Raw genomic sequence first — 23,211 nt, 5'->3', positions numbered from 1 at the left:
TTTTGTTTTTTCCACCCCTCTACAGGAGTCCCCACGGATGAAAAAGACGCTGCTCGCAGCCGCAATGTTCACCACTTTTGCAGGCGTCGCTCAGGCAGAATCGTCGGTAACTCTCTATGGTGTCATCGACACCGGCATCGGCTACAACAAGATCAAAGGCGATGGATACGACGGTAACAAGATAGGCATGATCAACGGCATCCAGGCCGGCTCGCGCTGGGGCCTGCGCGGCTCCGAAGACCTGGGCGACGGCCTGCGCGCCGTGTTCAAGCTGGAAAGCGGATTCGACTCGGCCAACGGCCAGCGCGGACAATCCGGCCGCCTGTTCGGCCGCCAGGCCACCATCGGCCTGGCCAACGACGCCTGGGGCACGCTGGAGTTCGGCCGGCAGGCCACGGTGGGCTCGAACTACCTGGCCGACATCGACCCCTTCTATACCAGCTATACCCAGTCCAACATGGGCCTGGGGTTCAGCGCCGCCAACACCATGCGCTGGGACAACATGGTGATGTACAAGTCGCCTTCGATGAGCGGCTTCGAGTTCGGCGTCGGCTACTCGTTCAATGCGGACGACACGGTCGCGGACCAGACGGGCTTTCGTACCGCCGACAATACGCGCGGCATCACCGCCGGCCTGCGCTATGTGCAAGGTCCGGTGAACGTCACGCTGACCTACGACCAGCTCAACGGCTCCAACCGCGGCGCCATCGACCATGACGCCACGCCGCGCCAGTACGCGCTGGGCCTGTCCTACGATCTGGAAGTCGTGAAGCTCGCGGCCGCCTACGGCCGCACCACCGACGGCTGGTTCGTCGGCCAGGACCTGCCCGCCGGCACGCCCTTCAGCGACGAATTCGGCACCAACCGCTTCGTGGACGGCTTCAAGGCCAACGCCTACATGCTGGGCGCCACCATGCCCGTGGGCGGCGCGGGCAGCCTGTTCGCCTCGTGGCAGCACGTATCGCCGAACAACGACAAGCTGACCGGCGGCGACGCCAACATGAACGTCTGGAGCGTGGGCTACACCTACGACCTGTCCAAGCGCACCAACCTTTATGCCTACGGTTCGTACGGCAAGGACTATGCCTTCATTGACGGCTTGAAGAGCACGGCCGCCGGCATCGGCGTGCGCCACACGTTCTAAGCAGAGTGGCGGAGCGGCTGCGGGGCCGCCTCCGCCCCTGACGAATCGGTCCGATTACCGGCCTCCTGGTATCGGACTTTTTTAATATCGCCCCAGAGCCTGACGTCATCAGCATGTACGCCTAGGAGGCTCTCATGCACAAACCGCTCCCCCATACTTCCGCCTTCCCCGCCGCGGGTACGCTCGCGGTGTACGCCGCGCTTGCCCCGGACCATCGCCAGCTGATCAAGGACACCATGAGCCAGGATCTCGACGCGCTGGAGCAGGCCGCCGAAAAGCCAGACGCCATCGCCGCGGCGCAGATGCTGCACCGCATACAGGGCGCGCTGCTGGCCCTGCAGATGCGGGCGCCGGCCTCGCACTTCGAAGCCCTGGAAGAGGAGCTGGCGGCGGGCCTGTCGGCAGGCGCTGCCGCCCGCATCCACGATCAGGCCGCCGTCGTGCGCGACCTCATGGACAGGCTGCATGCGTGGCAACCCGCAGCCGTGCAATCTGCGGGAAACACGCGTCCCTCATGATCGGCTATCTTTGAAACCCGATCCTGAAGCAGATCATGCCCTCTACCTCCCGCCTTGCGCGCCGCGCTTTCCTTCCCGACCGGCAACGCCTGTTGCGCGCTTTCGTCGCGGCCTTGCTGCCGCTGGCCCTCGCGGCCTGCAACGGCGGCGGCGACGGCCATGACGACGCTCCCGTTGCCGTCACGCCGCCTCCCGAAACCCAGCCGCCGCGCAATACCGCATATCTGGATGCCAAGCCGGGCGACGTCATCCAAGTCCGCATCGAGGAACTGCACCCGACCCAGGCCGCCATCGGCTACGACCAGATCTACTACAAGCTGGGCCGCTGGCAAGGCGACTTCGAACGCCCCACTTGGGCGGACAAGCCGGCGCAGCAGCTGGATTACCTCAACCGCACCGTCGGCAAGAAGTTCGACGACTACTGCGAGGACATGGGCGGCGCCGAACGCGCGCAGGCATTCCAGACCATCGCCGAGGCGCGCGCCGCCCGCCTGGACCAGCCCGCCACCTACGCCTGCAAGAACGCCCCCGGCACCAATGCGGCCAACCTCAAGACCGTGGTGGTCGGCTGGGACGGCAATCTGTATCTGACCGACGGCCACCACACCTTCTCGTCCCTGCGCGAGATCGCCGACGGCGGCCCCAAGCTGCCGGTCTGGGTCAAGGTGGACGCCAACTACAGCAGCCTGCCCAACGCGGCCGCGTTCTGGCAGCGCATGGTGGACGAACGCCGCGCCTGGCTGCGCGACGGCCAGAACCAGCCCATCACCGTGGACCAGTTGCCGGCCCGCCTGGGGCTGGCCAGCCCCCAGGAGGCGGGCGGCATGCAGGAAGACCGCTACCGCTCGCTGGTGTACTTCACCCGCGACATCGCCTACAGCAACGGCAATCTGCCGGAATTCGCCGAGTTCCTGTGGGGCGACTGGTTGCGCCGCCAAGCTGCTGGCGGCCAGTTGCCCGGCCTGGACCAGTACAAGATGATGGCGCCCGCCGCGCCCGCGCAGATCCTCGCCGCCAGCACGCTGGACAAGAACCTGGCGCCTGCCGGCGCGAATGACAGCTACGCCGCCGCGGTGCGCGACGCCTCCCTGAAGATCGCCGCGCTAAAGGACACCGACATCGTCTTCGACGACCGCGACGCCGCCGGCCTGGGGCGCATTGCCCTGGCGCCCGACGCCGCCGGCGGCTCGCCCACCAAGAAGGCGCGCGACACCCTGGAAGAGCTCCCGCGCAACGATGCCAAGGCCGACGGCAGTCCTCGGGGCGCGGGCAAGCTGTGGTTCGCCGTGAACTACCGCAACTGCGGCAAGCCCGCGGCAGGCGCCTGCTGGGGCTGGTAAGCCGCGGCGCCCGCCCCACCCACGCTAGGCGTCGATCTGCATGGCGGGCCGGGCCTGGACCCGGTCCATCCATGCCTGCACATGCGGGTGCGAGGCCACCCTGGCGCCGAGATAGGCGCTATAGCCGACCACCGACCCCACCACCAGGTCGGCCAGCGAGTAGGCCGCGCCCAACATCCAGGGCTGCTGCGACAGATGGCCGTCCAGCACGGCCAGCAATGCGTCCACGTCGTCCAGCACGCGCTCCGCCTCGGCGCCACCGGGCGCGCCCTCGGCCTGCGTGGCGAGAAACAGGCGCATCACGGCCGCGCCGTAGCTGACGTAGGACCAGGCGCACCACGACATCGCCAGCAGGCGTTCCGGCGTGCCGGCGGCGGGCCACAGGCCGCGCTCCACGCCGTAGCGCTCCCCCAGCCATAGGTGTATCGCCAGGGCTTCGAACAGAGGAGCGCCATCCACCGTCAGCGTGGGGACCTTGCCGTTGGGATTCAGGGCCAGGAATTCGGGGCGGCGCTGTTCCCCCGTCCTGATGTCCACCTTGACGCGCTCGTGCGGCACGGCCAGTTCGGCAAGCGCGCTGGCCACGGGGGTGGCGCTGGACATGGGGTGCCAATAGAAAACGATAGACATGGGTAGATCTCCAATTCAATCCAGGGATGAGCGTCGCGGCCCCTGCCGCTGACTACGGGAGCCACTGTAGAATCCATTGAGGACAGATTCCGCCCTCGATACGCGTTAACGTGCCGCCATGCTTACTTCCAGCAACCGCCTCCTGCGCCTGCTGTCGCTGCTGCAGACCCGCCGCCATTGGGCCGGCACCGAACTGGCCGCAACGCTCGCGATCCATCCCCGCACGCTGCGGCGCGACATCGACAAATTGCGCGAACTGGGCTACCCCATCCATGCCAGCAGCGGCGTAGCTGGCGGCTACGCCTTTCGCGCGGGGCAGGCCCTGCCGCCCCTGCTGCTGGACGACGACGAAGCCCTGGCCGTGGCGCTCACCCTGCGCATCGCGGCCACCGGCACGGTGGGAGGCATAGAGGAAACCGCGCTGCGGGCGCTGGTGAAACTGGAACAGGCCATGCCGCAGCGCCTGCGGCGCCGGGTCGACGCCCTGCGCTCGGCCATTGTGCCGATACCGCGCGGAGGCGCCACGGTCGACGCCACCTTGCTGGCCACGCTGGCCGCCGCCTGCCGCGACCAACTGCGGGTCGGCTTCGATTACGCGGACGGCCAGGGCCGGGCCAGCACCCGGCTGGTCGAACCGCAAGGACTGGCCCACACCGGCTATCGCTGGTATCTGGTGGCCTGGGACCCGGCGCGCGACGACTGGCGCACCTTCCGCATCGACCGCATCGCGGGCGCTCCGCAGGTCGGCGCGCATTTCGCGCCACGGCCTCCGCCCGAAGGCGGCGACCTGCGCGCCTATGTCTCCCGTTCGGTGAACATGGCGCCGCATCCGGAACCGGCGCGCGTGATCCTGCACGCCCCGCGCAGCGTCATGGCCGCGCGGATTCCGCCGGGCGCCGGCCAGATCGAGCCGCTGGACGAAACGCGCTGCCTGCTGCAATGCGCCGTGCCTACGCTGGACGCGCTGGTGTACTGGCTGATGGCGCTGGATGTGGAGTTCGACGTGCTGGCACCCCCGGCGCTGCAGGATCGCCTGCGGTTGGCTGGCGAACGGCTAGCGCGCAGCCTGGAAAAAATGACAGTTCCCAAAGCTGGGGGATAAGGGTCGTATTTGGCTGTTTTTCGGCCTATCCCATTCGGTGTATTTCGCACGCGATTCGAGTATCTTGGCTGCTTTCCAAACATTTCCAAGAATCACGCCATGAGCCAAGTTCCCGACGCCGACGCATTCCTGCAATTCCTGGTCAACCTGGTAAACAACGGCAGCCAGATCGAGAGCCTCGGCGTCACCCTGCAAATGGGCGGCATGCTGGTGTCGGGTTCCATCGTGTCCGGCGCGGAATACTTCGACAGCTTCGCCGCCAGCTTCACGGCGTCCCTGGACAAGACGGACGACGCCACCCGCAAGGCCGTGCATGCCTCCCTGGCGGAACTGGGCGACGTTTTCCGCGTACCGCAACCGGCGGACCCGCTGCCGAACTACATCCATCTCGCCGACGCGCTCTTCTTCACCGCCGACGGCACCCCCATCGCCGGACAGCCCACGCTCTGGCGCGGCCGCACCAGCGCGGTCGACGGCTTCGTGCTGGGACGCCTGCAGGAAGAAGCGGCCGGCTGACGCCGCCTGCCGTCCTGTCCCGCACATGCCCCGCCCCGGATCTCCGGCGCGGGGCGCACGGCTACGCAAAAACCACTACGCTATCGGTTTGCCTCCGACCTCAACCCTGAGTCCGACCGTCATATCCCTACTTGAAACAAGGGCTCGCTTGAAGGCACACCCCCGCATGGAAAGACTCCGTATCGTCCTGGTCGACGACCACCCCCTGGTCTTGATGGGAATGCGCGACCTGCTGGAAAAGGACCTCAATTTCGAGGTCACGGCCACCCTGCCCGGGTCGACCGCGCTGATCCAGCACCTGGAACGCGACGCGCCGCACGTGGTCATCACCGACTACTCCATGCCTGGCGACGACACCTATGGCGATGGCATCCGCCTGGTCAAGTACCTGACACGCCACTATCCGCAGGTCCAGATCGTGGTGCTGACCATGGTGTCGAATTCCATGATCATCTCGGCGCTCTACGACGCTGGCGTCGCAGCCGTGGTGCTCAAGCGCGACAACCTCAGCGAAATCATGACCGCGCTGGAAACCCTGCATGCCGGCCGCAAGTACTATCCGCCCGGCTTCCAACGCGACGGCGCGGCCGATGAGCGCAGCAAGTTCATCGGCGAACGCATCAACAGCCTGTCGCCCAAGGAATTCGAAGTACTGCGCCACTTCATCCGCGGCGAATCCATGATGCAGGTGGCCGATGCCTTGAAGCGCAGCGTCAAGACGGTCAGCGGCCAGAAGATCTCGGCCATGCGCAAGCTCAACGTCCGCACCGACCAGGAATTGATCGCCTTCTGCGTGGAAAGCGAGATCTTCCAGTAGGCTGTCCGTTTTCCAGGAATTCAGGCAGGAATTTGCGGCATGACGCAAGAAGCAATCGAAACAGTGGCGGGCCAGGAAGTGGACCGCAAGATAATGCAGGCCTTGATCGAACGGGCCGCCGGCCGGCCGCTGGCGTTCCACGACTGCGACTTCCAGCACGCGGACTTCTCGCGCCTGGATTTGCGCGGCGCGCAACTGACGGCCTGCGCAATCGCTGGCGCCTCCTTTCAGGGCACCACCCTGGCGGACTCCACCTGGCTGCGCTGCCGCGGCGGCCAGGTCGATTTCGCCTCGTGCGACGCCAGCGACGCCGTCTTCGAAAACTGCGACCTCAACAATGCCAGCTGGCGCCGCGCCCGGCTGGCCGCCGCCCGTTTCCAGGGCTGCAAGCTCACCGGCAGCGATTTCGACGGCATCGCCTGCCTGGGCTGGTCGCTGCAGGAATGCCTGCTGGTCGGCGCGCTGCTGCGCGGCGTGTCGTTTCGCAAGACCGACGTGCGGCAGCTGGACTTCTCCGATGCCGACCTGAGCGGCAGCGACTTCCGCGACACCGTGTTCCACGGCGGCAGCCTGCGCAATGCCATCCTGAAGAACGTCCGCTTCGAGGGCGCCGACCTGCGCGAAGCCGACCTGGGCGGCCTGGACCTGAACTCGGCCGCGCGCCTGGCAGGCGCCACCATCTCCAAGACTCAGGCGGCGGCCCTACTGGCCGAGCTGCGCATCAGCGTGATCTGAGGCGCCCCGGCCGCGGCGCACGAAGCGCTGCTCGACCACCACGCTGCCCCACTGCCTGCCTTCGGACTCCTCGGCCAGCGTAAAGCCCGCCGCCTCGTATAGATGCCGGGCGGCATCCAGGCCCTTGAAGGTCCACAGATAGGTCTCGTCGTAATGCGCGTCGGCAAAAGCCATGGCCCGCTGCAGCAGGGCGCGGCCCACGCCCATGCCGCGCAGCGACTCGTCGACGATGAACCAGCGCAGGTGCGCCTCGCGGGTGGCGAGATCGCCATCGATGACAATGGAGGCCAGCGTCCTGCCGTTGTCCGCGTACAGCCACATGTTCTTGCCGGCGGCGGGCAGGCCTTCGGCGAATTCGGCCAGCTCGGTCGCCACCTTGCGTTCAAAGTACACGCCGAATCCCGAGGCCTGCGCGTAGTAGCGCGCATGCAGGCCGGCCACGTCGCCGATGCAGCCCGGCAGGTAGCCGGCGTGGATCTGGTCTGCGAGGCCGCCAGCGGCGGCCGGCGCGATGTTGGGGTTCTCGTGCGACAGGGCGTCGGCGTAGAGGGAAAGAAAGCGGATCAGCGACTGCTGATCCTCGGGCGCCAGCTGCCGCAAAGCGCGCGACACCTGATCCGTGGCGAACTGGTCGATCTGCGAGCGCAGCCGGATCCCTGCCTCGCTCAGGTACAGCCGTGACGAACGGGCGTCCACGCTGTCGGCCTCCCGCGTCAGCAGCCCGGCGGATTCCAGCTTGGCGACCTGCCGGCTGGTATTGGACTTGTCCAGCCTGAGTATGGCCGCCAGATCGCGCGCCTGGATGCCTGGCTGCAGACCGATCTCGATGATGGCGTGGACGGCGGAAGGCGCCAGTTCGCTGCCCGCCAGCGAGCTGCGCATGAAGCCCAGCTCGCGCACCAGTTTGCGGGAGAACTCCCGCAGGTCCCGGATGGTCTGGTCGCGGGGTTGGATGGGGGTGTCGATCAGATCCATGGCGCGCTCTTAAAGTTGCGATTCGCAACCAATATACTTGCGAAGCGCAACCAACTCAATATTTTTTTTGAGCCGCAAGAGAGTGTGAGCCCTGGGACGTCTAGCGGGGCCGCTCGAATCCCGCCCGCGCCGCCTCGACCGCCGCACGACAGACGCAGCCGCTCATGTGGTCGTTGACCATGCCGACCGCCTGCATGAAGGCGTACATGGTCGTGGGCCCCACGAAGGTCCAGCCGCGCTTCTTCAACTCGCGCGACAGGCCCGCCGACGCCGGCGAAGTCGGATTGCCGTTCCAGTAGTCCAGGTCCACCGTCGCGGGCCGGTCCTGCGCCGGCGGCTCATGGCGCCAGAGCCAGGCCGACAGCGAACCCGACTCATTGGCCAGGGCCTGTGCGCGCCTGGCGTTGTTGATGGCGGACACGATCTTGCTGCGGTTGCGCACGATGCCCGCGTTGCCCATCAGGCGTTCGACATCGCGTTCCGTGTAGCGCGCCACCCGCTCGAAGTCGAAGTCGTCGAAAGCCTCGCGGAACGCCTCGCGCTTGCGCAGGATCGTGATCCAGGCCATGCCGGCCTGAAAGCCCTCCAGGCAGATCTTCTCGTACAGGCGGCGGTCGTCCGCCACCGGCCTGCCCCATTCGTGGTCGTGATAGTCCGGCATGGACGGCTGCCAGAAGCAGCGCGCCACGCCCCGCTCGTCCATGATGAGGCTCGGATTACTCTCGCTCATGTCATTCGTCTTCATGCGGCGGCTTACTGCTTGCCTGGCACCGGGCAGCTCAGGTCGCCTTCCTCGCATTTCAGGTAGGCCCGTAATTCCTTGGTGCGCGCCTGCGTCAGCTTGTCCAGGCACAGGCTCAGCGTCATGGGATAGGCGCTGCCGCCGGACGTGCTGCTGGAGGCAAAGGCGCACTCCGCATCGCGGAAGAACAGCCAGGCCTTCTGGGCGGCATGCAGCTGGGTCGTCGCGTCCCGGTCGTTCTTCAGGCGCGCGGTCACTTCCTTGTAGGCGGCGTTCAAGTCGGCGTCGGACTTGCGGTACGCCTGGTCGGCGCACAGGCTCATGTCCGTCTGCGTGGCCGCATTGCCGCAATCCAGCGGCTGCGCCTGCGCGCTAGCGGCCAGCGCAAGCGCGGCAGCCGCGGCCATGATGGCGATACGCATGGAATTCCTCCTGTGTGACTGGGTAAACCGGGAAAGTGTCGCATGGAACAATGGCCCCCGCTGCCGGTGGCCTAAGATGGCGGCTATGAAGATCCAATTGCTCTCAGACCTGCACCTTGAAACCGACCCGGATTTCGTGGCCCGGCCCGCGCCCGGCGCCGATCTGCTGGTGCTGGCCGGAGACATAGGCTCGTATCGCCGCGGCTCGCTCATGACCGGCGCCGACTTCGGCCTGGGCACCTATGCCCCGAGCAAAGGCTGGCCCACGCCCGTGGTCTACGTGCCCGGCAACCATGAATACGACAACGTCGATTTCGACGAAACCCACGCAAAACTGCGCGAGCTTTGCAGCGAACTCGGCATCCACTGGCTGGAACGCGAAACGCTGGTCATCGATGGCGTGCGCTTGGTCGGCACCACGCTATGGACGGACTTCGACGCGCTGGCCGCCCCCGGCGACACCGTGGGCTCGGCCCTGAAAAAACGCGAAAAAGCTTTCCGTGCGGCCGACTTCTACCTGGAAAAGGCGGAGATGCGCCGCAACGGCGCGCCCTTCATGGCCGAGCAGATGCGCGAACAAGGACTGCTCTGCCAGCAGTGGCTGGACGCCGCCCTGCACGTGCCCCACGCCGGCCCGACCGTTGCCATCACCCACTTCGCGCCGACGCTGGCCAGCGCGGACCCGCGCTACGGCGTCACCCCGGGCACCGCGGGCTTCTGCAACGCGTTGGACGCCCTGTTGCCCCTGGCCGACGTCTGGATGCACGGCCATCTCCACTGTCCACAGGACTACGTGAAGAATGGCTGCCGCATCGTGGCCAATCCGTTGGGCTACGCCAAGAAGGGCGAGCAGCAGGATTTTGCGCCGGACCGTTTGTGGGAGGTGGCGGCGACCGGGGCTTGATGGCCATGCCGCCCGCCCCGGCCGCCAAATCACTGCTTGGACGCTTTCTCCAACTGATCGCGCAGCCGTCCCTCCTGGGCCCGCAGCTCCGGCGTGAATTCCTCGCCGAAGTCCTCCATCTCGTATAACGGGCGGATTTCGATGTCGGACGGACCCGGCATCGGATTGGGACAGCGCTTGACCCATTCGATCGCCTCCTGCAGCGAGGCGCACTCCCAGAGCCAGTAGCCGGCAATCAGCTCCTTGGTTTCCGCGAAGGGGCCGTCTATCACCTGCCGGCTGCTGCCCGAAAAGTGTACCCGCGCCCCCTTGGAACTGGGCTTCAGGCCGTCGCCCGCCAGCATCACCCCCGCCTGCACCAGCTCCTCGTTGAACCGTCCCATGTCGGCCAGCAACTGCTCTGTGGGCATCACCCCGGCTTCGCTATCGGCGGTGGCCCTGACTTGAACCATGAATCGCATCTCGGTCTCCTAGTGTGGATGGTGGAACTTGCATGCTCCATCGACACGACGAACCGCGCCAGACGAAATCGACAATGGACAGGAAAAAAAATGTATCCGTGGCCGGATCGGCGTCCTCCATGAAAAAACCCATGACGCCCCGGAAAGCGTCATGGGTCCTGGCCGCTGCGGCGGACGGGGCGATCAGCGCATCACGGCGCCGGATTCGGCTGGCGGGCGTGGATCTTGTCGATCGCCTCCAGCACCTCGGCCGACAGGGTCACGTCCACGCTGTCGATGTTTTCCTTCAACTGTTCGAGCGTGGTGGCGCCGATCAGGTTGCTGGTGACGAAGGGGCGCTGGTTCACCCAGGCCAGGGCCAGGTGGGTGGGCGAAATGCCGTGCGCGCGCGCCAGCTCGACGTAGGCGCGGGCGGCGGCCTCGGCTTGCTCGTTGCTGTAGCGGGTGAAGCGCGTGTAGAGCGTCAGGCGGGCGCCCGCCGGACGCGCGCCATCCAGGTACTTGCCGCAAAGCACGCCCATTGCCAGCGGCGAATAGGCCAGCAGGCCCACGCCTTCGTGGTGCGAGTACTCCGACAAGCCGATCTCGTAGACGCGGTTCAGCAGGCTGTACGCGTTCTGGATGGTCGCGATACGCGGCAAACCCTTGTTCTCGGCATGACGCAGGAACTGCCCGACACCCCAGGGCGTTTCATTGGACACGCCGATGTGGCGCACCTTGCCGGCGCGCACGAAGTCCTGCAGCACCTCCAGGGTTTCCTCGATCGGCACGGTGTACTCGTCCTGGACCCAGGGATAGGACAGCTTGCCGAAGGTGGCCGTGGTGCGGTCCGGCCAGTGCAGCTGATACAGGTCCAGGTAGTCCGTCTGCAGCCGCTTCAGGCTGGCGTCCAGCGCCTCGGTCAGATTCTTGCGGTCCAGGTGGGTCTTGCCGTCGCGGATGTGGCCGGGGCGCTTGGCGTCGCGCACGGGGCCTGCCACCTTGCTGGCCAGCACGATGTCCTGGCGGCGCTTGCTGCGCGCCAGCCAGGTGCCGATATAGGTCTCGGTCAGGCCCTGCGTTTCGGGCTTGGGCGGCACCGGATACATCTCGGCGACGTCAACCAGATTGATGCCACGCTCCAGGGCGTAGTCCAACTGCTGGTGCGCCTCGGCTTCGGTGTTCTGCTCGCCCCAGGTCATGGTGCCCAGTCCGATCAGGCTGACATCCAGGTCGGTACGGCCGAGTTTGCGGGTTTTCAATTTCTGCTCCGTGCGGTGTCGCTTACAAGGGAAGCGACACCTTACTCCAAGACGCATTTCAAGAACCTGGCAACCAGGGCCTGTTCACACTAAAAGGAGCCTTGCACAGGCCGGCTATCGGGCGTCTGGCTAGGCGCGGGTCATTCGCCCCTTGCCCACCGCGCCGCACTCGGCATACGCTCTATCCCCAAATAACCACCGGGAATCAACGTGCTGCGCGAAATTGATGAAACCTATGTATTTTTCATCTGCGTCATCGTTTGCCTGGCCATCATCGAGCTGGGCTTCCGGTTGGGGCGCAAGCATCGCCGCGCCTCCGACGACGCCGCCAAGACCCATATAGGCGCGCTCCAGACCGCCCTGCTGGGCCTGCTGGCGCTGCTGCTGGGGTTTACTTTCGCCATGTCGGTGACGCGTTTCGAGACGCGCAAGAACCTGGTGCTGGAAGAGGCCAACGCCATCGGCAATGCCTACTGGCGCTCGCAGCTGCTGCCTCCCGCGGCCCGCGATCCCATCGCGAAGCTGTTGCTCGAATACACCACGACGGCGCTGGAATTCAGCGACGCCGACAATGACAAGGAACGCCTGACGGCGGCCAGCGCGACGTCGCGGCGCATCGAACGCCAGATCCGGAGCACCGCGGCCAGCGTCCTGGAGAACCCGCCCTCGATCTCCACCGTCATGTTCATCCAGGCCATCAACGAGATGGCGCAGGTCAACGAGAAACGCCGTGTCGCGCTGGAAAACCACGTTCCCGAACCCGTCTTCTATCTGCTCTTCATCGTCACCGCCGGCGCAATGGGGTTCATCGCCTACGGCACCGGGCTGCACAAGCGCAGACGGCTGATCTCGACCGGCCTGTTCGCCATGCTGATCTCCCTGGTGCTGACCTTCATCCTGGACATCGACCAGCCCGCCAGCGGCGTCATCATGGTCAGCCAGGAGAGCATGGTGCGGATGAAGGCGACGCTGGAGCAGGAGCGCTAGGCGCGGCGACTCGCCGCGCCCGAAGCCCCTCCTCAGTTGGCCTTGCCCGCCGACGCGAGCGCCGGCGCCTCGGGCTCGTCCGCGTCCGTACAGGCGGCCGGGCTGCGCTCGGCAAGCGCTTCCAGCAACTCGGACGACGGCACGAAGAACAGGCCGCCGGTAACCGCGTGGCTGAAGTCGAGCAGGCGGTCGTAGTTGCCGGGCGGGCGTCCGACGAACATGTTCTCCAACATCAGTTCGATGGGCCGCGGCGAACGCGCGTAGCCGATGAAGTAGGTGCCGAACTCCCCTGCCCCCGGCCGGCCGAACGGCATGTTGTCACGCAGGATCTTCAGTTCCTGGCCGTTTTCCTCGATGGTCGTCAGGGCGCTGTGCGAGGACGACGGCTTGATGTCGTCGTCGAGTTCCACGTTGGACCACTTGTGGCGGCCAATCACGCCTTCCTGGCCCTCGACCGTCAGCGCGTTCCATGCCGCCATGTCGTGCAGGTACTTCTGCACCAGCACGTAGCTGCCGCCGGCGAACTCGGCGTCCTCGTCGCCGATGACGGTGAAATCGACCGCCTCCTGCCCTTCCGGATTCTCGGTCCCGTCCACGAAGCCGATGATGGCGCGCCGGTCGAAGTAGCGAAAGCCTTGGACTTCATCCACGACCGTCACGGCATCGCCCAGGCCGCCCAGCAGCAAGGTCGCCAGTTCGAAACAGAAATCCATCGAGTCCGCGCGGATGTGCAGCAGCAGGTCGCCCGGCGTCGCGACGGCCAGGCGCTCGCCCGAACCGAATTCACGGAAAGGATGCAGCGCGGCAGGACGCGGCGCTCCGAAAAGCGGGTCCCAGGCCGTGGAGCCGAAGGCGGTGACACAGGAGAGATTCTGCTCGGGCGCGCGCGTGCCCACCGTGCGGACGACGGCAGCGACATCGGCGCACCAGCCGCGCACGGTTTCGGCGGCGGCAGCGCCCCCGTTGAGCGTGGCAACGATGAAAATCGCGTAGCGGGTGGTCGTGTTGTGTACGGCTTGGGGTGCGGGTTGACGGTCTGACATCGGATCGGGGACCTCAAAAAACGAGCGCGGCGGCGCGGAAGGGCTAGTCCGATTCTAAGCGCGGACTGTGAACGCTGGAACCGGGTTGGTCAAGGAACCGCCCGCAACCACTCGCTCACCACATCCAGCACGATGCGGCTTTGTTCGCGGTGCGGGACATGGCCGCAGTTTTCCAGCAGCAAAGGGCGTGCGCCCGCCAGCGCCACGAGCTTGTCCTGGTGCCGGGGGGAGCCGTATTCATCGACTTCGCCGTGCAGCGCCAGCACGGGGCAACGCACTAGGCGCAACTGCTCGTCCAGATTCCAGGCGGCAAACTCCGGCGATAGCCAGGTGTCGATCCAGGCGCCCAGCACCCATGCGGCTTTTTCCCCGTGGTACTTCTTCAGGCGGTCCAGTTGGCCGGGTTCCGCGAAAGTCTGTTTGGCGGCCCGTATGCCTTCCAGCGTGCGGCCTTCGGCAAACATCTGCGCGGACTCGGTGATCAGCGCCCGGCAATCGTCGACGTACACGCCGGCGCTGCAGACGGCCATGCCGCCGCCCACGCTGTGGCCGAACCCCACGTAGGGGCCGATGCCCAGTTCTTCACGCAGGCGGCGGAATCCCCCCTGCGCCTCGTCTGCCACAAAGCCGGGCTCGAACACGGCGGTATTGGGATCGGAGCGGCCAAAGCCCAGGCGGTCATAGGCGATGACGCTGCGCCCGGTGGCCTGCGCCAGTTGTTCGGGAAAATCCCGCCACAGCTCCACGCAGCCCAGCGAATCGTGGAACATCACGATGGGCGCCACGGCCACCGCGTCCCCGGCGGGATCCCAGCGCCGCGCGTAAAGGCGGCCCTCGCTGGTGTGCACGTAGACATCCTGGCTGGTAATCGCAAGCATCAAAAATCCTGGGGAAGGTATCCAGCGATGCGCCATCGCACCGCGCTCCGATTATAGGAAAGCCCGCAACCTCACCGCAGCCCCGACACCACGCCAGCCGCGATGATGAGCAGCACCAGCGCGGAGATCGCCGTATAGGCGTAGTCGCGTTCGCGCAGGAAGATAGCCAGCATCAGCGCCACTCGCGCCACCGGCAGCAGGATGAACAGGGCCACCCCGGCCTTGACGAGCTCCAGGTCCCGCAGGCCGGCAAGCGCTTGCGGAAGGAAATCGAGGGCCATGCCCGCGGCGATGAGGGCCGAGGCGAGCCATGTCCCGTACCATAGCAAGCCTGCGATGACGCGATCGCGCCATGCCTGTTTGTCCGCTGCCTGCGTCATGCCGGACCTCCCGGCATGTGCATGCCCAGCGCGCTCAGCAGCATCTGTACGGCCAGCAGGGACAGCACGACGACGAAGAAGAGGCGTAACTTGTCCGCGGGCAGGCCCATCAGCAGGCGCGCCCCGAGCAACGCGCCCGCGACCGAGCCCAGCGCGACCGGCCCGGCGATGCCGATGTCGATGTCGCCGCGCACGAAGTAGGCGCCCGCGCTGGCTGCGGCGGTCACACCGATCATGAAGTTGGAAGTCGCGGACGAAACCTTGATGGGCAGCTTCAGCGCGGCGTCCATGGCGGGAATCTTGAGCACGCCCGAGCCTATGCCGAGCAAGGCGGATATCAGGCCGGCGCCGTACATCAGCGACAAGCCCAGCGGCACGCGGTCCACCTGATAATGCACCTCGCGGCCCAGCGCGCGGTCGGGAAAACTGGCATGCAGGCGCAGCGCCGTGGCCCAGCTTGCGGCGCCGGGCGCAATGGCGACGGCCTCGCGGCGGCGCGCCAACATTTGCTGCGCGGACAGCGCCAGGATGACCGCGAACAGGCCATAGAGAAATCCGGTCGAGACGATGCCGATGAGGAACACGCCGGTCAGGGCGCCCAGCGTGGTGGCCGTTTCCAGGACGATGGCGAGCCTGACGTTGGTCAGCCGCCCTTTCAGGAACGGCGCCGCGCTGCCGCAGGAACAGGCGATGACCGAGATGATGCTGGCCCCGATGGCCACATGGATGTCCACGCCGAACAGCAGCGTCAGGATGGGCACGATGAAGATGCCGCTGGCCATGCCGAGCACCCCGCCCAGCGCGCTGGCGCCGAAGGCGGCGGCGAACAGCCAGAAGATCGTCGAGGTCTGCATGGCCGCCGGCTCAGGTCGGCCTGCGCGGCTGGCGCGACAAACGGGTGCTGAACCGGATCAGGTCGCCACGGTAATACAGCTTTTCGTAGTCGACGGGCTGCTGCCCCTCGGTGTAGGAAGTGCGTTCGATGAGAAAGATCGGGCTTCCCGCCGCAACACCCAGCGCCTGCGCGACACGCTCGTCCGCCGTCACGGCTTCCAGCTGGTACTCGGCCTCGATCAGCGGCAGGTCGTAGCGCAGCTCCAGCAGGTCGAAGATGGGCTCGGCCTCCAGGTCGTTGCTGGCGACCTTTTCGCCGACGTCCAGCGGCAGATAGGTTTCATCGAACGACATGGCCACGCCGTCCGCCAGCCGCACGCGCTCGATGCGATAGACCAACGCGCCGCGCGCCACGCCCAGTTGGCGCGCGACGTCTTCCGTTGCCGGCACCGGCCGCTTATCCAGCAGGCGCGCCGTGGCCTGACGGCCAAGCGCGGTCATGTCCTCGACGAACCCGCTCAACGCCGTCAGCGGTTGGGTCAGCTTGGGTTCCGTGACGAACGTGCCCTTGCCGCGCCGGATTTCCACCAGGCCGCGGGCGACCAGGTTTTCCACCGCCTTGCGCACCGTGGTGCGGCTGACGGCGAAGCGCTCGATCAACTGGTCTTCCGTCGGCAAGCGATCGCCGGGCGACAGGCTGCCAGCCGAGATTTCCGCGGCCAAGGCCGTTTCCACCCGGGCGTAGAGGGGGGCATATTCGGAGTCGTTTTGCATAGGGTCATCATAACATCATGATGTCATGATGACTCAAACACTGACGTGGATTGCGAATGCGGACGCCGGCAACTGGTAGTCTTCGCAAGCCTGCCCGGCGCCTCCCGCGCCGGCGCCCACTCTCAAGCGAGACACGATATGAGCAATTTCATGCACAGCGCCTCCGTTCCCGTCCTGACGCAAATGCTGTCGGCCCTGTCCGACGTGCTGAAGAAAGCGGAAGCCCACGCCACGGAAAAGAACATCGATCCGGACGCCTATCTGGGCGCCCGCCTGTTCCCCGACATGTTCCCGCTGGCGCGCCAGGTGCAGATCGCGTCGGATTTTGCGAAGGGCATTGCCTCGCGCCTGGCCGGCGCGGAAGTGCCGTCGTGGCCGGATAGCGAAACCAGCTTCGCGGGCCTGCAGGCCCTGATCGCCAAGACGCTGGAGCACCTGGGTTCGTTCGGCCCCGAACAATTCGCACAGAGCGAAGCCCTCGAAATCGTGCTGCGCCCGGGCACGCCCAAGGAAAAGAAGCTGAGCGGCAGCGCCTACCTGCTGCACTACGGTCTGCCGCAGTTCTTCTTCCACGTCACCACGGCCTACGACATCCTGCGCCACAACGGCGTGGAAATCGGCAAGCGCGATTACATGGGCAAGTACTGATCCGGCCCTGCGGACCCCATGCCACGGGGTCCGCGCCCGACGGCTACTCCGCGTAGCCCGGGTTGCGGCGGTCCAGGCGGCGCAGCAGGCCCGGCCAGGCCAGCATGGCCTTGTGCGCGCGGTCGGCCTGCGATTCCACCGTGGCGTTCTTCAGGATGTCGGGCGGAATGTAGGTCAGCTCGCCGCCGGCCTGGGCCCGCACCTGCACCATGCAGGCGGCTTCCAGCCGGTGCATCGCCTGGAAGGCCTCGGCCATGCTCTGCCCCACGGTCAACAGGCCGTGGTTGCGCAGGATGAGATAGGTATTGCTGCCCAGGTCGCGCACCAGGCGCGGCTGTTCCTCGGGATTGAGCGCCAGACCCTCGTAGTCGTGGTAGCTGAGCGAACGCAGCACGATGAACGCGAACTGCGACAGCGGCAGCAGCCCGGCCTTCTGCGCCGACACCGCCACCCCATTGATGGAGTGCGTGTGCAGCACGCACATGGCGTCCTTGCGCGCGGCATGGATACAGCTGTGGATGGTGAAGCCGGCCGGATTGATGTCGTACTCCGACTCCATGACCTTGCGTCCATCCAGGTCGATCTTGACCAGGCTCGAAGCCGTGATCTCGTCGAACATCATGCCGTAGGGGTTGATCAGGAAATGTTCGGTCCCCGGCACCTTGGCCGTGATGTGGGTGAAGATCAGGTCGTCCCAACCGAACAGCGCCACCAGCCGGTATAGCGCCGCCAGGTCCTTGCGGACCTCCCACTCCGTTGCACTGACCTGTCCGCGCACGCGGGCGCCCTTGCCTACCGTATCCATGTCGTCTCCGTGTCTTGATGATTGCCCGCCGCGATTGAGCGGGCCCTGTCTGGCACTTTATTCGTTTTGCCAGCGGCAGGCACCAGACGCGGCCAAGGGACGGTCACCGCGCCCCCACGAAGAAAGGGCGCCCTCGGGCGCCCTGTTCCTTTCCCGCCGCTTACTGCGGTTCGATCTTCGCGTCGACCGCGCGCTGGGTCCAGACCTGGCGCTGCGACTGCGCGAAGGCCTGATGCTCGGCCACGGTGTTGGGCGAGACCTGCATGCCCAGGGATTCGAAGCGCTGCAGCACGTCCGGCTCGCGCAGGATGGCGGCGACTTCCTGGTTCAGCTTCTGCACGATGGCGTCGGGTGTCTTGGCCGGCACGGCCACGCCGACCCACACGACCAGGTCGAACTTCTGGTAGCCCAGCTCGGCCAGGGTCGGCACGCCGGGAAACTCCTTGGCGCGCTCATGGCCGGTGTAGGCCAGGCCGCGCAGCTTGCCGGCCTGCATGAAGGATGTGACGACGGACAGGTCGGCGAACAGGTAGTCGACATGGCCGCCCAACAGGTCGGTCACGGCCGGAGGCTGGCTCTTGTACGGCACGCCGTTGGCGGCGGCGCCCGCCACGGTGTTGAAGGTGGCGCCGGCGATCTGGCTGGTGGGCGAGCCGTAAGCGTAGTTCAGCGGCTTGGCCTGCGTGGCCTTGACCAGTTCCTGCAGGGACTTGTACGGCGCGTCCTCGCGCACCACCAGCATCATCGGGATGGTCGCGATGCGCACGACGTGGATGAAGTCGCCGGTGGGATCGAACGGCAGCTTGCGGAACAGCGCCGGCGTGGCCGAGTGCGTCGAGCTGCTGGTGAGGATCAGCGTGTAGCCGTCGGGCTGGGCGCGCGCGACGAACGAGGCGCCGATGGTGCCGGATGCACCGGGCTTGTTCTCGATGACGACGGGCACGTTCAAGCGCGGGCCGAGCTTCTCGGCGATGATGCGCGCGCTGGTGTCAGTGGCGCTGCCCGGCGAGAACGGCACGACGATGGTGATGGGCTTGTCGGGATACGCGCCCTGCGCCAGCGCCGCGGATGGCTGCGCGCCGGCCAGCGCGGTCAGGACGGTGAGGCTGCCAGCGGCCAGCAGGCGGCGGCGGGCGCCGAACGGTCGGATCATGCTTGTCTCCTGTGAGGGGCCGCGGGTCGGCCTCTTGAACTCTGACCGTATGATGCTTGCGACCTGCTTATCCCAACAATGGACTAATTTTCATAGACTTATTCCAAACTGGGATTAATTCTCTTGTGCCTGGCGCTGCCGCAGATATTCCTCGGTCGCCTGCAGGAAGGCCGAGGCCGCCAACGACAGCCGCGCGTTGCGGCGCTGGATGAGCCAGAGTTCGTGCCCATGCTTGCGCGCGCCGTCGATGGCCAGGATGCGCAGGCCCAGCTGCCGCGCCAGATCGCAGGCATAGCCGGGCACCACGGTTATCCCCAGCCCCGCGCCCACCAGCTTCAGCGCCGAAGTCAGCATGCCGGCCTCGATGCGGTAGCGGAATTCCAGGTTCAGGTCGGCCGCCACGCGGTCCAGGCTGCGCCGCACGCTGTACACGTTGCGCAGCATGATGTGGTCGTGGGCGGCCACGTCGGCCCACGACACCGAGCGCTTGCGCGTCAACGCGTGACGCGGCGCGCACACCGCGTACATGGTGTCGCGGTAAATGACCCGCGTGGCCAGTTCTTCCGAAGGGGTTTCGACCGACACGACGCCGAAATCGGCGCGGCCGTTGCGCACGTGCTCGATAGTGTCGTCGGTGGACAGCTCGAACAGGTCCAGCTTCACGCTGGGATGGGCGCGGTGATAGTCCGCCACCACCTCACCCAGCAGGCCGACCATCATCAGCGGCGAGGTGGCCACGCCCACCGTGCCGCGTTCCAGCGTGCGCAGGCCCGACATGCTGCGCTCGGCGGCGCGCACCGTGCCCAGGATTTCCTGCGCATAAGCGTAGAAGTCCGCCGCGCCATCGCAGGGCGTGACGCTGCGGGTGGAACGCTCGAACAGCGGCTGGCCGACTTCGGCCTCCAGTTCGGCGCAGAGCTTGCTGACGGCCGATTGGGTCACGAAGGCGGCGCGCGCGGCCGCGGTGAAACTGCGCAGTTCGTAAAGCGCGCAAAACACGCGCAATTGCTTGAGAGTGATGTTCATGGTCGAAGTCGCCGCCAGGCGCCGCCGGCCATGCCGGCCTCAGCGCGCAGGCTTGAGCATATCGCGATCGGCGTCCTGGCGCGGCGCCTGGCGCCTGATGTCGCCCGGCGTGCGCGAGAAGCGCACCGGAATGCCGGCCGCCATCAGCGGTCCTTCGGTGGGGTGCTCCACGCGCTGGAAGAAGCCCGTCGCCTTCAGGTGCGGATCCTCGAACAAGGCTTCAGGCGCATTCACGCGCGAATGCGGGATGTCCGCATCCGCCAGCAGCGCCAGCCATTCCTCGGTGCCGCGCAGCGCGACGATGTCCGCCAGGTCCTGGTAGAGCTCGTCGAAGTGCCGCGCGCGCGAGGCCGCGTCGACATAACGCGCGTCCGCCGCCAGGTCGGCGCGTTCGGCCAGGGCGAAGAAGCGCCGCCACTGCGCATCGGTGTAAGGCAGAAGCGCCAGGTAGCCGTCGCGCGTGCGGTAGGGACGCCGCTGCGGCGACAGCACCCGGCTGTAACCCATCGGCCCCTGCGGCGGCACGAAGCTGTGGCCGCTCATGTGTTCGATCAGGGTGAAGGAGACCAGGGTTTCGAACATGGGGACTTCTATCGCCTGCCCCTCGCCCGAACGCTCGCGCTCGTACAGGGCCATGGGGATGGCATAAGCCAGCGTCAGCCCCGCGACCTTGTCGGCAAGAATCGTGTTGACGTAAGCGGGCGCGCCGCTGTTGCGGCCCTGCAGGTCAGCCAGTCCGCTCATGGCCTGGATGATGTCGTCGAAAGCCGGACGCGCGGCGTAGGGACCGTCCTGGCCGAAACCCACCGCCGCGCAATGGATCAGGCGCGGATTTCGCGCGCGCAGCGCGTCCGCATCCAGGCCCAGGCGCGCCAGCGCCGCGGGACGCACGTTGGACACGAACACGTCCGCGCCGTCGATCAGGCGCAGCAGGCTGTCGCGGTCTGCCGCCGTCTTCGCGTCCAGCGTCAGGCTGTACTTGTTGCGGTTGAGGTTCAGGTAGGCCGGCCCCATGCCCGGACTCATCGCCGGAGCCGAGGCGCGGAACACGTCGCCTTCGGGCGCCTCGACCTTGATCACCTCGGCCCCCATGTCGGCCAGGATCTGCGTGCCGTACGGCCCCATGGCCACCGAGGTCATGTCGATGACGCGCACGCCCGCGAGCGGGCCGGCCATTACTTGGCCTCCTGCTGCTTCTTGCGGTTGACGAAAGGCGCCATGTAGCGGCGCGGCTCGTCGGTGGTGAAGGCTTCGCCGAACGCCGCCACGCTGCGGTCCAGGCCGGCTTGCACCGTGGACTCGCTCCAGTAGCGCAGCAGCGCTTTCTGCGAGCGCACGGCGATCGGGCCGCTTTCGGCGATGGGCGCCACCGTGCGTTCGACCAGCGCGTCGAGCGCGCCGGTTTCGCTGACGAATTCCAGGAAGCCCCACTGCCGGGCCTGGGCCGCGTCCACGGTCTCGCCAGTCAACAGCAGCCAGTTGGTGGGGCCGGGGCCGATGATGGCCGGCAGCAGCACGGCATGGATCACGGACGGGATGCCCACGCGCACCTCGGGCATGCCGAAGACCGCGTCCGCCGATCCCAGGCGGATGTCGCAAGCCGCGGCCAGCTCCATGCCGGCGCCCAGGCAGAAGCCTGGAATGCGGGCGATGGTGGGCACCGGAATCGCGGCCACGGCGTCGCACAGGTCGCGCAGCCGCGTGATGAATTCGCGCGCGCCCTGCGGATCGAGTTCGGCCATTTCATAGATGTTGGCGCCGCCCACGAAGGCGCGCTCGCCCGTGCCGCGGATGACCACCGCGCGGGCATCGTCCTGCGCCGCGATCCAGCGGGCGGCCTCGGTCAGGCTCAAGGTGACCGCCGAGGCCAGGATGTTCAGGCTCTTGGCATCGTGGATCTGCAGGGTGTAGACGCCGCGCTCGTCGCGGGTCACGAGGGCATGGGAAAAGGCGGGAATAGGCGCAGTCATGGAAGCTCCAGCTAGGGTTATGGCACCGATGCTAAGGGTGAGGTTTCATCACAACAAACGAGTAATTTTCATGAAATAAGTCTGGAATGGAATAAATCCCACAAACCGGACGGCTTGGGTACGATAGCCGCCTCTTGCGGGAGTCGCACCATGGGTATCACGCTGCGCCAGCTCCGGGCCTTCTGCGCCGTATACGAGCTGAAGAACTTCACCCGCGCCGCCGAGGCGCTCAACCTGACGCAGTCCACCGTCAGCAAACTCTGCTCCGAACTGGAGAAGGCGATAGGCATGGCGCTGTTCGAACGCTCGGCGCGCGGCGTCGAACTGCTGGAGGGCGCGCCCGAGCTGTATGCCTATGCGCAGGAAACCTTCGGTTCGCTGCGCGCGGCCGAACGCAGCCTGAGCAGCCTGGCCGGCCTGGAGCGCGGCGAGGTCTCCATCGCGGCCTCGCCCATCATGATGCACACGCTGATCGCGCCGGTGGTGGCGCAATTCCACGCACGACATCCCAACATCGTCTTCGACCTGCATGAACTCACCGGCGACGAAGCCACCGAACACGTGTTGCACGGCAAGGCCGATCTCGGCCTGGTGGCCATGGAAAGCCAGGACCCCAGGCTGGATTGCCGCGTCGTCTACCGCGGCCCCATGTTTGCCGTGGTGCCCGCCGGCCACCCCTTGGCGCAGCACGAAGAGACGCGTTGGCGCGAGCTGGCCCGCTACCCGCATATCCTGCTGCGCGGCACCTATACCGTGCGCCGCAAGATGGACCAGATCCTGCAGGAACAGGGACTGACAGTGCGCAGCGTGGCTCAGACCGGCAGCCTGACCACCGCCTTCGCCATGATCCGCGGGGGCATGGGCATTACCGTCATGCCGGGCTATGTACGCCACGTCTGCCAGGAGATGGGCCTGAAGGCGCTGAGCATCGCCGACCGGCCCCAGGCCCTGCACGAGCTGTCCGTCCTGCGCCGGGCCGACTACCGGCTGTCGCGCGCCGCGGCCGCGTTTCTCGCCGCCTTCGAGGCCCATCTCGCTGAACAGGGACAGCCCGCCGCGGCCGGCAATTCATCTCTTTCTTGAATGCCTTCATGACAATTAATCAATTGTTTGCATGATGAACCGCTCCCATCATTGACGCGTCGAGGCCCCCGCCCTACGCGCCA

At 66.6% G+C, this 23,211-nt stretch carries 27 protein-coding genes; 11 read left to right on the top strand and 16 right to left on the bottom strand.

The window, feature by feature from the left end; all coding sequences use genetic code 11:
* Window positions 1-37 precede the first annotated feature (37 nt).
* The 3 genes from FOC84_RS19210 to FOC84_RS19200 all read left to right on the top strand — a co-directional run bounded on the left by FOC84_RS19210 (window position 38) and on the right by FOC84_RS19200 (window position 3,002).
* Window positions 38-1,144, top strand: coding sequence for a porin (locus FOC84_RS19210; protein ID WP_173145827.1), 1,107 nt, complete (start codon window positions 38-40; stop codon window positions 1,142-1,144).
* Window positions 1,145-1,278: 134 nt separating this feature from the next.
* Window positions 1,279-1,662 (top strand): hypothetical protein, encoded by a 384-nt coding sequence (locus FOC84_RS19205; RefSeq protein WP_173145826.1) that lies wholly within the window; start codon window positions 1,279-1,281, stop codon window positions 1,660-1,662.
* Between the two features lie 35 nt (window positions 1,663-1,697).
* Window positions 1,698-3,002: a ParB/Srx family N-terminal domain-containing protein gene (locus FOC84_RS19200; RefSeq protein WP_173145825.1), complete on the top strand. Its 1,305-nt coding sequence runs from the start codon at window positions 1,698-1,700 to the stop codon at window positions 3,000-3,002.
* Window positions 3,003-3,026: 24 nt separating this feature from the next.
* Here FOC84_RS19200 and FOC84_RS19195 read toward each other — a convergent pair whose 3' ends face one another.
* Window positions 3,027-3,632, bottom strand: a complete 606-nt coding sequence (locus tag FOC84_RS19195; RefSeq protein ID WP_173145824.1) for a glutathione S-transferase family protein — start codon at window positions 3,630-3,632, stop codon at window positions 3,027-3,029.
* Between the two features lie 118 nt (window positions 3,633-3,750).
* Here FOC84_RS19195 and FOC84_RS19190 point away from each other — a divergent pair, with 118 nt between their 5' ends.
* The 4 genes from FOC84_RS19190 to FOC84_RS19175 all read left to right on the top strand — a co-directional run bounded on the left by FOC84_RS19190 (window position 3,751) and on the right by FOC84_RS19175 (window position 6,802).
* Window positions 3,751-4,734: a helix-turn-helix transcriptional regulator gene (locus FOC84_RS19190; RefSeq protein ID WP_173145823.1), complete on the top strand. Its 984-nt coding sequence runs from the start codon at window positions 3,751-3,753 to the stop codon at window positions 4,732-4,734.
* Between the two features lie 99 nt (window positions 4,735-4,833).
* Window positions 4,834-5,250 (top strand): gas vesicle accessory protein GvpU, encoded by a 417-nt coding sequence (gene gvpU / locus FOC84_RS19185; RefSeq protein WP_173145822.1) that lies wholly within the window; start codon window positions 4,834-4,836, stop codon window positions 5,248-5,250.
* 166 nt (window positions 5,251-5,416) lie between these two features.
* A complete protein-coding gene (locus tag FOC84_RS19180; protein ID WP_173145821.1) occupies window positions 5,417-6,067 on the top strand; it encodes a response regulator in 651 nt (216 codons plus the stop codon).
* Window positions 6,068-6,106: 39 nt separating this feature from the next.
* On the top strand, window positions 6,107-6,802 hold the full coding sequence (locus tag FOC84_RS19175; RefSeq protein WP_173145820.1) for a pentapeptide repeat-containing protein: 696 nt from the start codon (window positions 6,107-6,109) through the stop codon (window positions 6,800-6,802).
* Here the strand turns inward: FOC84_RS19175 and FOC84_RS19170 are convergent.
* From FOC84_RS19170 to FOC84_RS19160, 3 genes are all read right to left on the bottom strand, one after another.
* The gene (locus tag FOC84_RS19170; protein ID WP_173145819.1) at window positions 6,770-7,777 is read right to left on the bottom strand and encodes a bifunctional helix-turn-helix transcriptional regulator/GNAT family N-acetyltransferase; all 1,008 of its coding nucleotides are present in this window, start codon (window positions 7,775-7,777) and stop codon (window positions 6,770-6,772) included. The genes FOC84_RS19175 and FOC84_RS19170 overlap by 33 nt on opposite strands.
* A 100-nt stretch (window positions 7,778-7,877) precedes the next feature.
* The gene (locus FOC84_RS19165; RefSeq protein WP_173145818.1) at window positions 7,878-8,522 is read right to left on the bottom strand and encodes a DNA-3-methyladenine glycosylase I; all 645 of its coding nucleotides are present in this window, start codon (window positions 8,520-8,522) and stop codon (window positions 7,878-7,880) included.
* 8 nt (window positions 8,523-8,530) lie between these two features.
* On the bottom strand, window positions 8,531-8,941 hold the full coding sequence (locus FOC84_RS19160) for a lysozyme inhibitor LprI family protein (protein WP_173145817.1): 411 nt from the start codon (window positions 8,939-8,941) through the stop codon (window positions 8,531-8,533).
* A gap of 85 nt (window positions 8,942-9,026) precedes the next feature.
* Between FOC84_RS19160 and FOC84_RS19155 the strand changes: the two genes are divergently transcribed.
* A complete protein-coding gene (locus FOC84_RS19155; protein ID WP_173145816.1) occupies window positions 9,027-9,845 on the top strand; it encodes a metallophosphoesterase in 819 nt (272 codons plus the stop codon).
* Window positions 9,846-9,874: 29 nt separating this feature from the next.
* On the opposite strand, the gene FOC84_RS19150 is transcribed toward FOC84_RS19155, so the two are convergent.
* Window positions 9,875-10,306, bottom strand: a complete 432-nt coding sequence (locus FOC84_RS19150) for a YciI family protein (protein ID WP_173145815.1) — start codon at window positions 10,304-10,306, stop codon at window positions 9,875-9,877.
* A gap of 191 nt (window positions 10,307-10,497) precedes the next feature.
* Window positions 10,498-11,547 (bottom strand): NADP(H)-dependent aldo-keto reductase, encoded by a 1,050-nt coding sequence (locus tag FOC84_RS19145; protein WP_173145814.1) that lies wholly within the window; start codon window positions 11,545-11,547, stop codon window positions 10,498-10,500.
* Between the two features lie 210 nt (window positions 11,548-11,757).
* Here FOC84_RS19145 and FOC84_RS19140 point away from each other — a divergent pair, with 210 nt between their 5' ends.
* Window positions 11,758-12,534 (top strand): hypothetical protein, encoded by a 777-nt coding sequence (locus FOC84_RS19140; protein ID WP_173145813.1) that lies wholly within the window; start codon window positions 11,758-11,760, stop codon window positions 12,532-12,534.
* 32 nt (window positions 12,535-12,566) lie between these two features.
* On the opposite strand, the gene FOC84_RS19135 is transcribed toward FOC84_RS19140, so the two are convergent.
* The 5 genes from FOC84_RS19135 to FOC84_RS19115 form a co-directional block, all read right to left on the bottom strand.
* On the bottom strand, window positions 12,567-13,577 hold the full coding sequence (locus tag FOC84_RS19135; RefSeq protein WP_173145812.1) for a Dyp-type peroxidase: 1,011 nt from the start codon (window positions 13,575-13,577) through the stop codon (window positions 12,567-12,569).
* An 89-nt stretch (window positions 13,578-13,666) separates the two neighbouring features.
* On the bottom strand, window positions 13,667-14,455 hold the full coding sequence (locus FOC84_RS19130) for an alpha/beta fold hydrolase (protein WP_173145811.1): 789 nt from the start codon (window positions 14,453-14,455) through the stop codon (window positions 13,667-13,669).
* A 71-nt stretch (window positions 14,456-14,526) separates the two neighbouring features.
* Window positions 14,527-14,835: a DUF1634 domain-containing protein gene (locus tag FOC84_RS19125; protein WP_173145810.1), complete on the bottom strand. Its 309-nt coding sequence runs from the start codon at window positions 14,833-14,835 to the stop codon at window positions 14,527-14,529.
* On the bottom strand, window positions 14,832-15,689 hold the full coding sequence (locus FOC84_RS19120) for a sulfite exporter TauE/SafE family protein (RefSeq protein WP_173145809.1): 858 nt from the start codon (window positions 15,687-15,689) through the stop codon (window positions 14,832-14,834). The genes FOC84_RS19125 and FOC84_RS19120 overlap by 4 nt, the downstream gene beginning before the upstream one ends.
* Before the next feature lie 10 nt (window positions 15,690-15,699).
* Window positions 15,700-16,443: a GntR family transcriptional regulator gene (locus FOC84_RS19115; RefSeq protein WP_173145808.1), complete on the bottom strand. Its 744-nt coding sequence runs from the start codon at window positions 16,441-16,443 to the stop codon at window positions 15,700-15,702.
* 138 nt (window positions 16,444-16,581) lie between these two features.
* On the opposite strand from FOC84_RS19115, the gene FOC84_RS19110 reads away from it, so the two are divergent.
* Window positions 16,582-17,091, top strand: coding sequence for a DUF1993 domain-containing protein (locus FOC84_RS19110; protein ID WP_173145807.1), 510 nt, complete (start codon window positions 16,582-16,584; stop codon window positions 17,089-17,091).
* A 43-nt stretch (window positions 17,092-17,134) separates the two neighbouring features.
* Here FOC84_RS19110 and FOC84_RS19105 read toward each other — a convergent pair whose 3' ends face one another.
* The 5 genes from FOC84_RS19105 to FOC84_RS19085 all read right to left on the bottom strand — a co-directional run bounded on the left by FOC84_RS19105 (window position 17,135) and on the right by FOC84_RS19085 (window position 22,045).
* Window positions 17,135-17,896, bottom strand: a complete 762-nt coding sequence (locus tag FOC84_RS19105) for a class II aldolase/adducin family protein (protein ID WP_173145806.1) — start codon at window positions 17,894-17,896, stop codon at window positions 17,135-17,137.
* Between the two features lie 160 nt (window positions 17,897-18,056).
* Complete coding sequence (locus FOC84_RS19100) at window positions 18,057-19,049, bottom strand: Bug family tripartite tricarboxylate transporter substrate binding protein (RefSeq protein WP_173145805.1); 993 nt, start codon at window positions 19,047-19,049, stop codon at window positions 18,057-18,059.
* 114 nt (window positions 19,050-19,163) lie between these two features.
* Window positions 19,164-20,075, bottom strand: a complete 912-nt coding sequence (locus tag FOC84_RS19095; RefSeq protein WP_088142487.1) for a LysR family transcriptional regulator — start codon at window positions 20,073-20,075, stop codon at window positions 19,164-19,166.
* A 39-nt stretch (window positions 20,076-20,114) separates the two neighbouring features.
* Window positions 20,115-21,251 carry a CaiB/BaiF CoA transferase family protein gene (locus FOC84_RS19090; protein ID WP_173145804.1) on the bottom strand — a complete coding sequence of 379 codons (1,137 nt, stop codon included), beginning with the start codon at window positions 21,249-21,251 and terminating at the stop codon, window positions 20,115-20,117.
* On the bottom strand, window positions 21,251-22,045 hold the full coding sequence (locus FOC84_RS19085; protein WP_173145803.1) for an enoyl-CoA hydratase: 795 nt from the start codon (window positions 22,043-22,045) through the stop codon (window positions 21,251-21,253). Before FOC84_RS19085 ends, FOC84_RS19090 begins: the two co-directional genes overlap by 1 nt.
* Window positions 22,046-22,195: 150 nt before the next feature.
* Between FOC84_RS19085 and FOC84_RS19080 the strand changes: the two genes are divergently transcribed.
* Window positions 22,196-23,128, top strand: a complete 933-nt coding sequence (locus FOC84_RS19080; RefSeq protein WP_173145802.1) for a LysR family transcriptional regulator — start codon at window positions 22,196-22,198, stop codon at window positions 23,126-23,128.
* Window positions 23,129-23,211 lie beyond the last annotated feature (83 nt).

Origin of the sequence: Achromobacter pestifer (assembly GCF_013267355.1) — a bacterium.
Taxonomy (GTDB): Bacteria; Pseudomonadota; Gammaproteobacteria; order Burkholderiales; family Burkholderiaceae_B; genus Achromobacter; species Achromobacter pestifer_A.
This window is presented reverse-complemented; position numbering and strand designations above follow the sequence as displayed.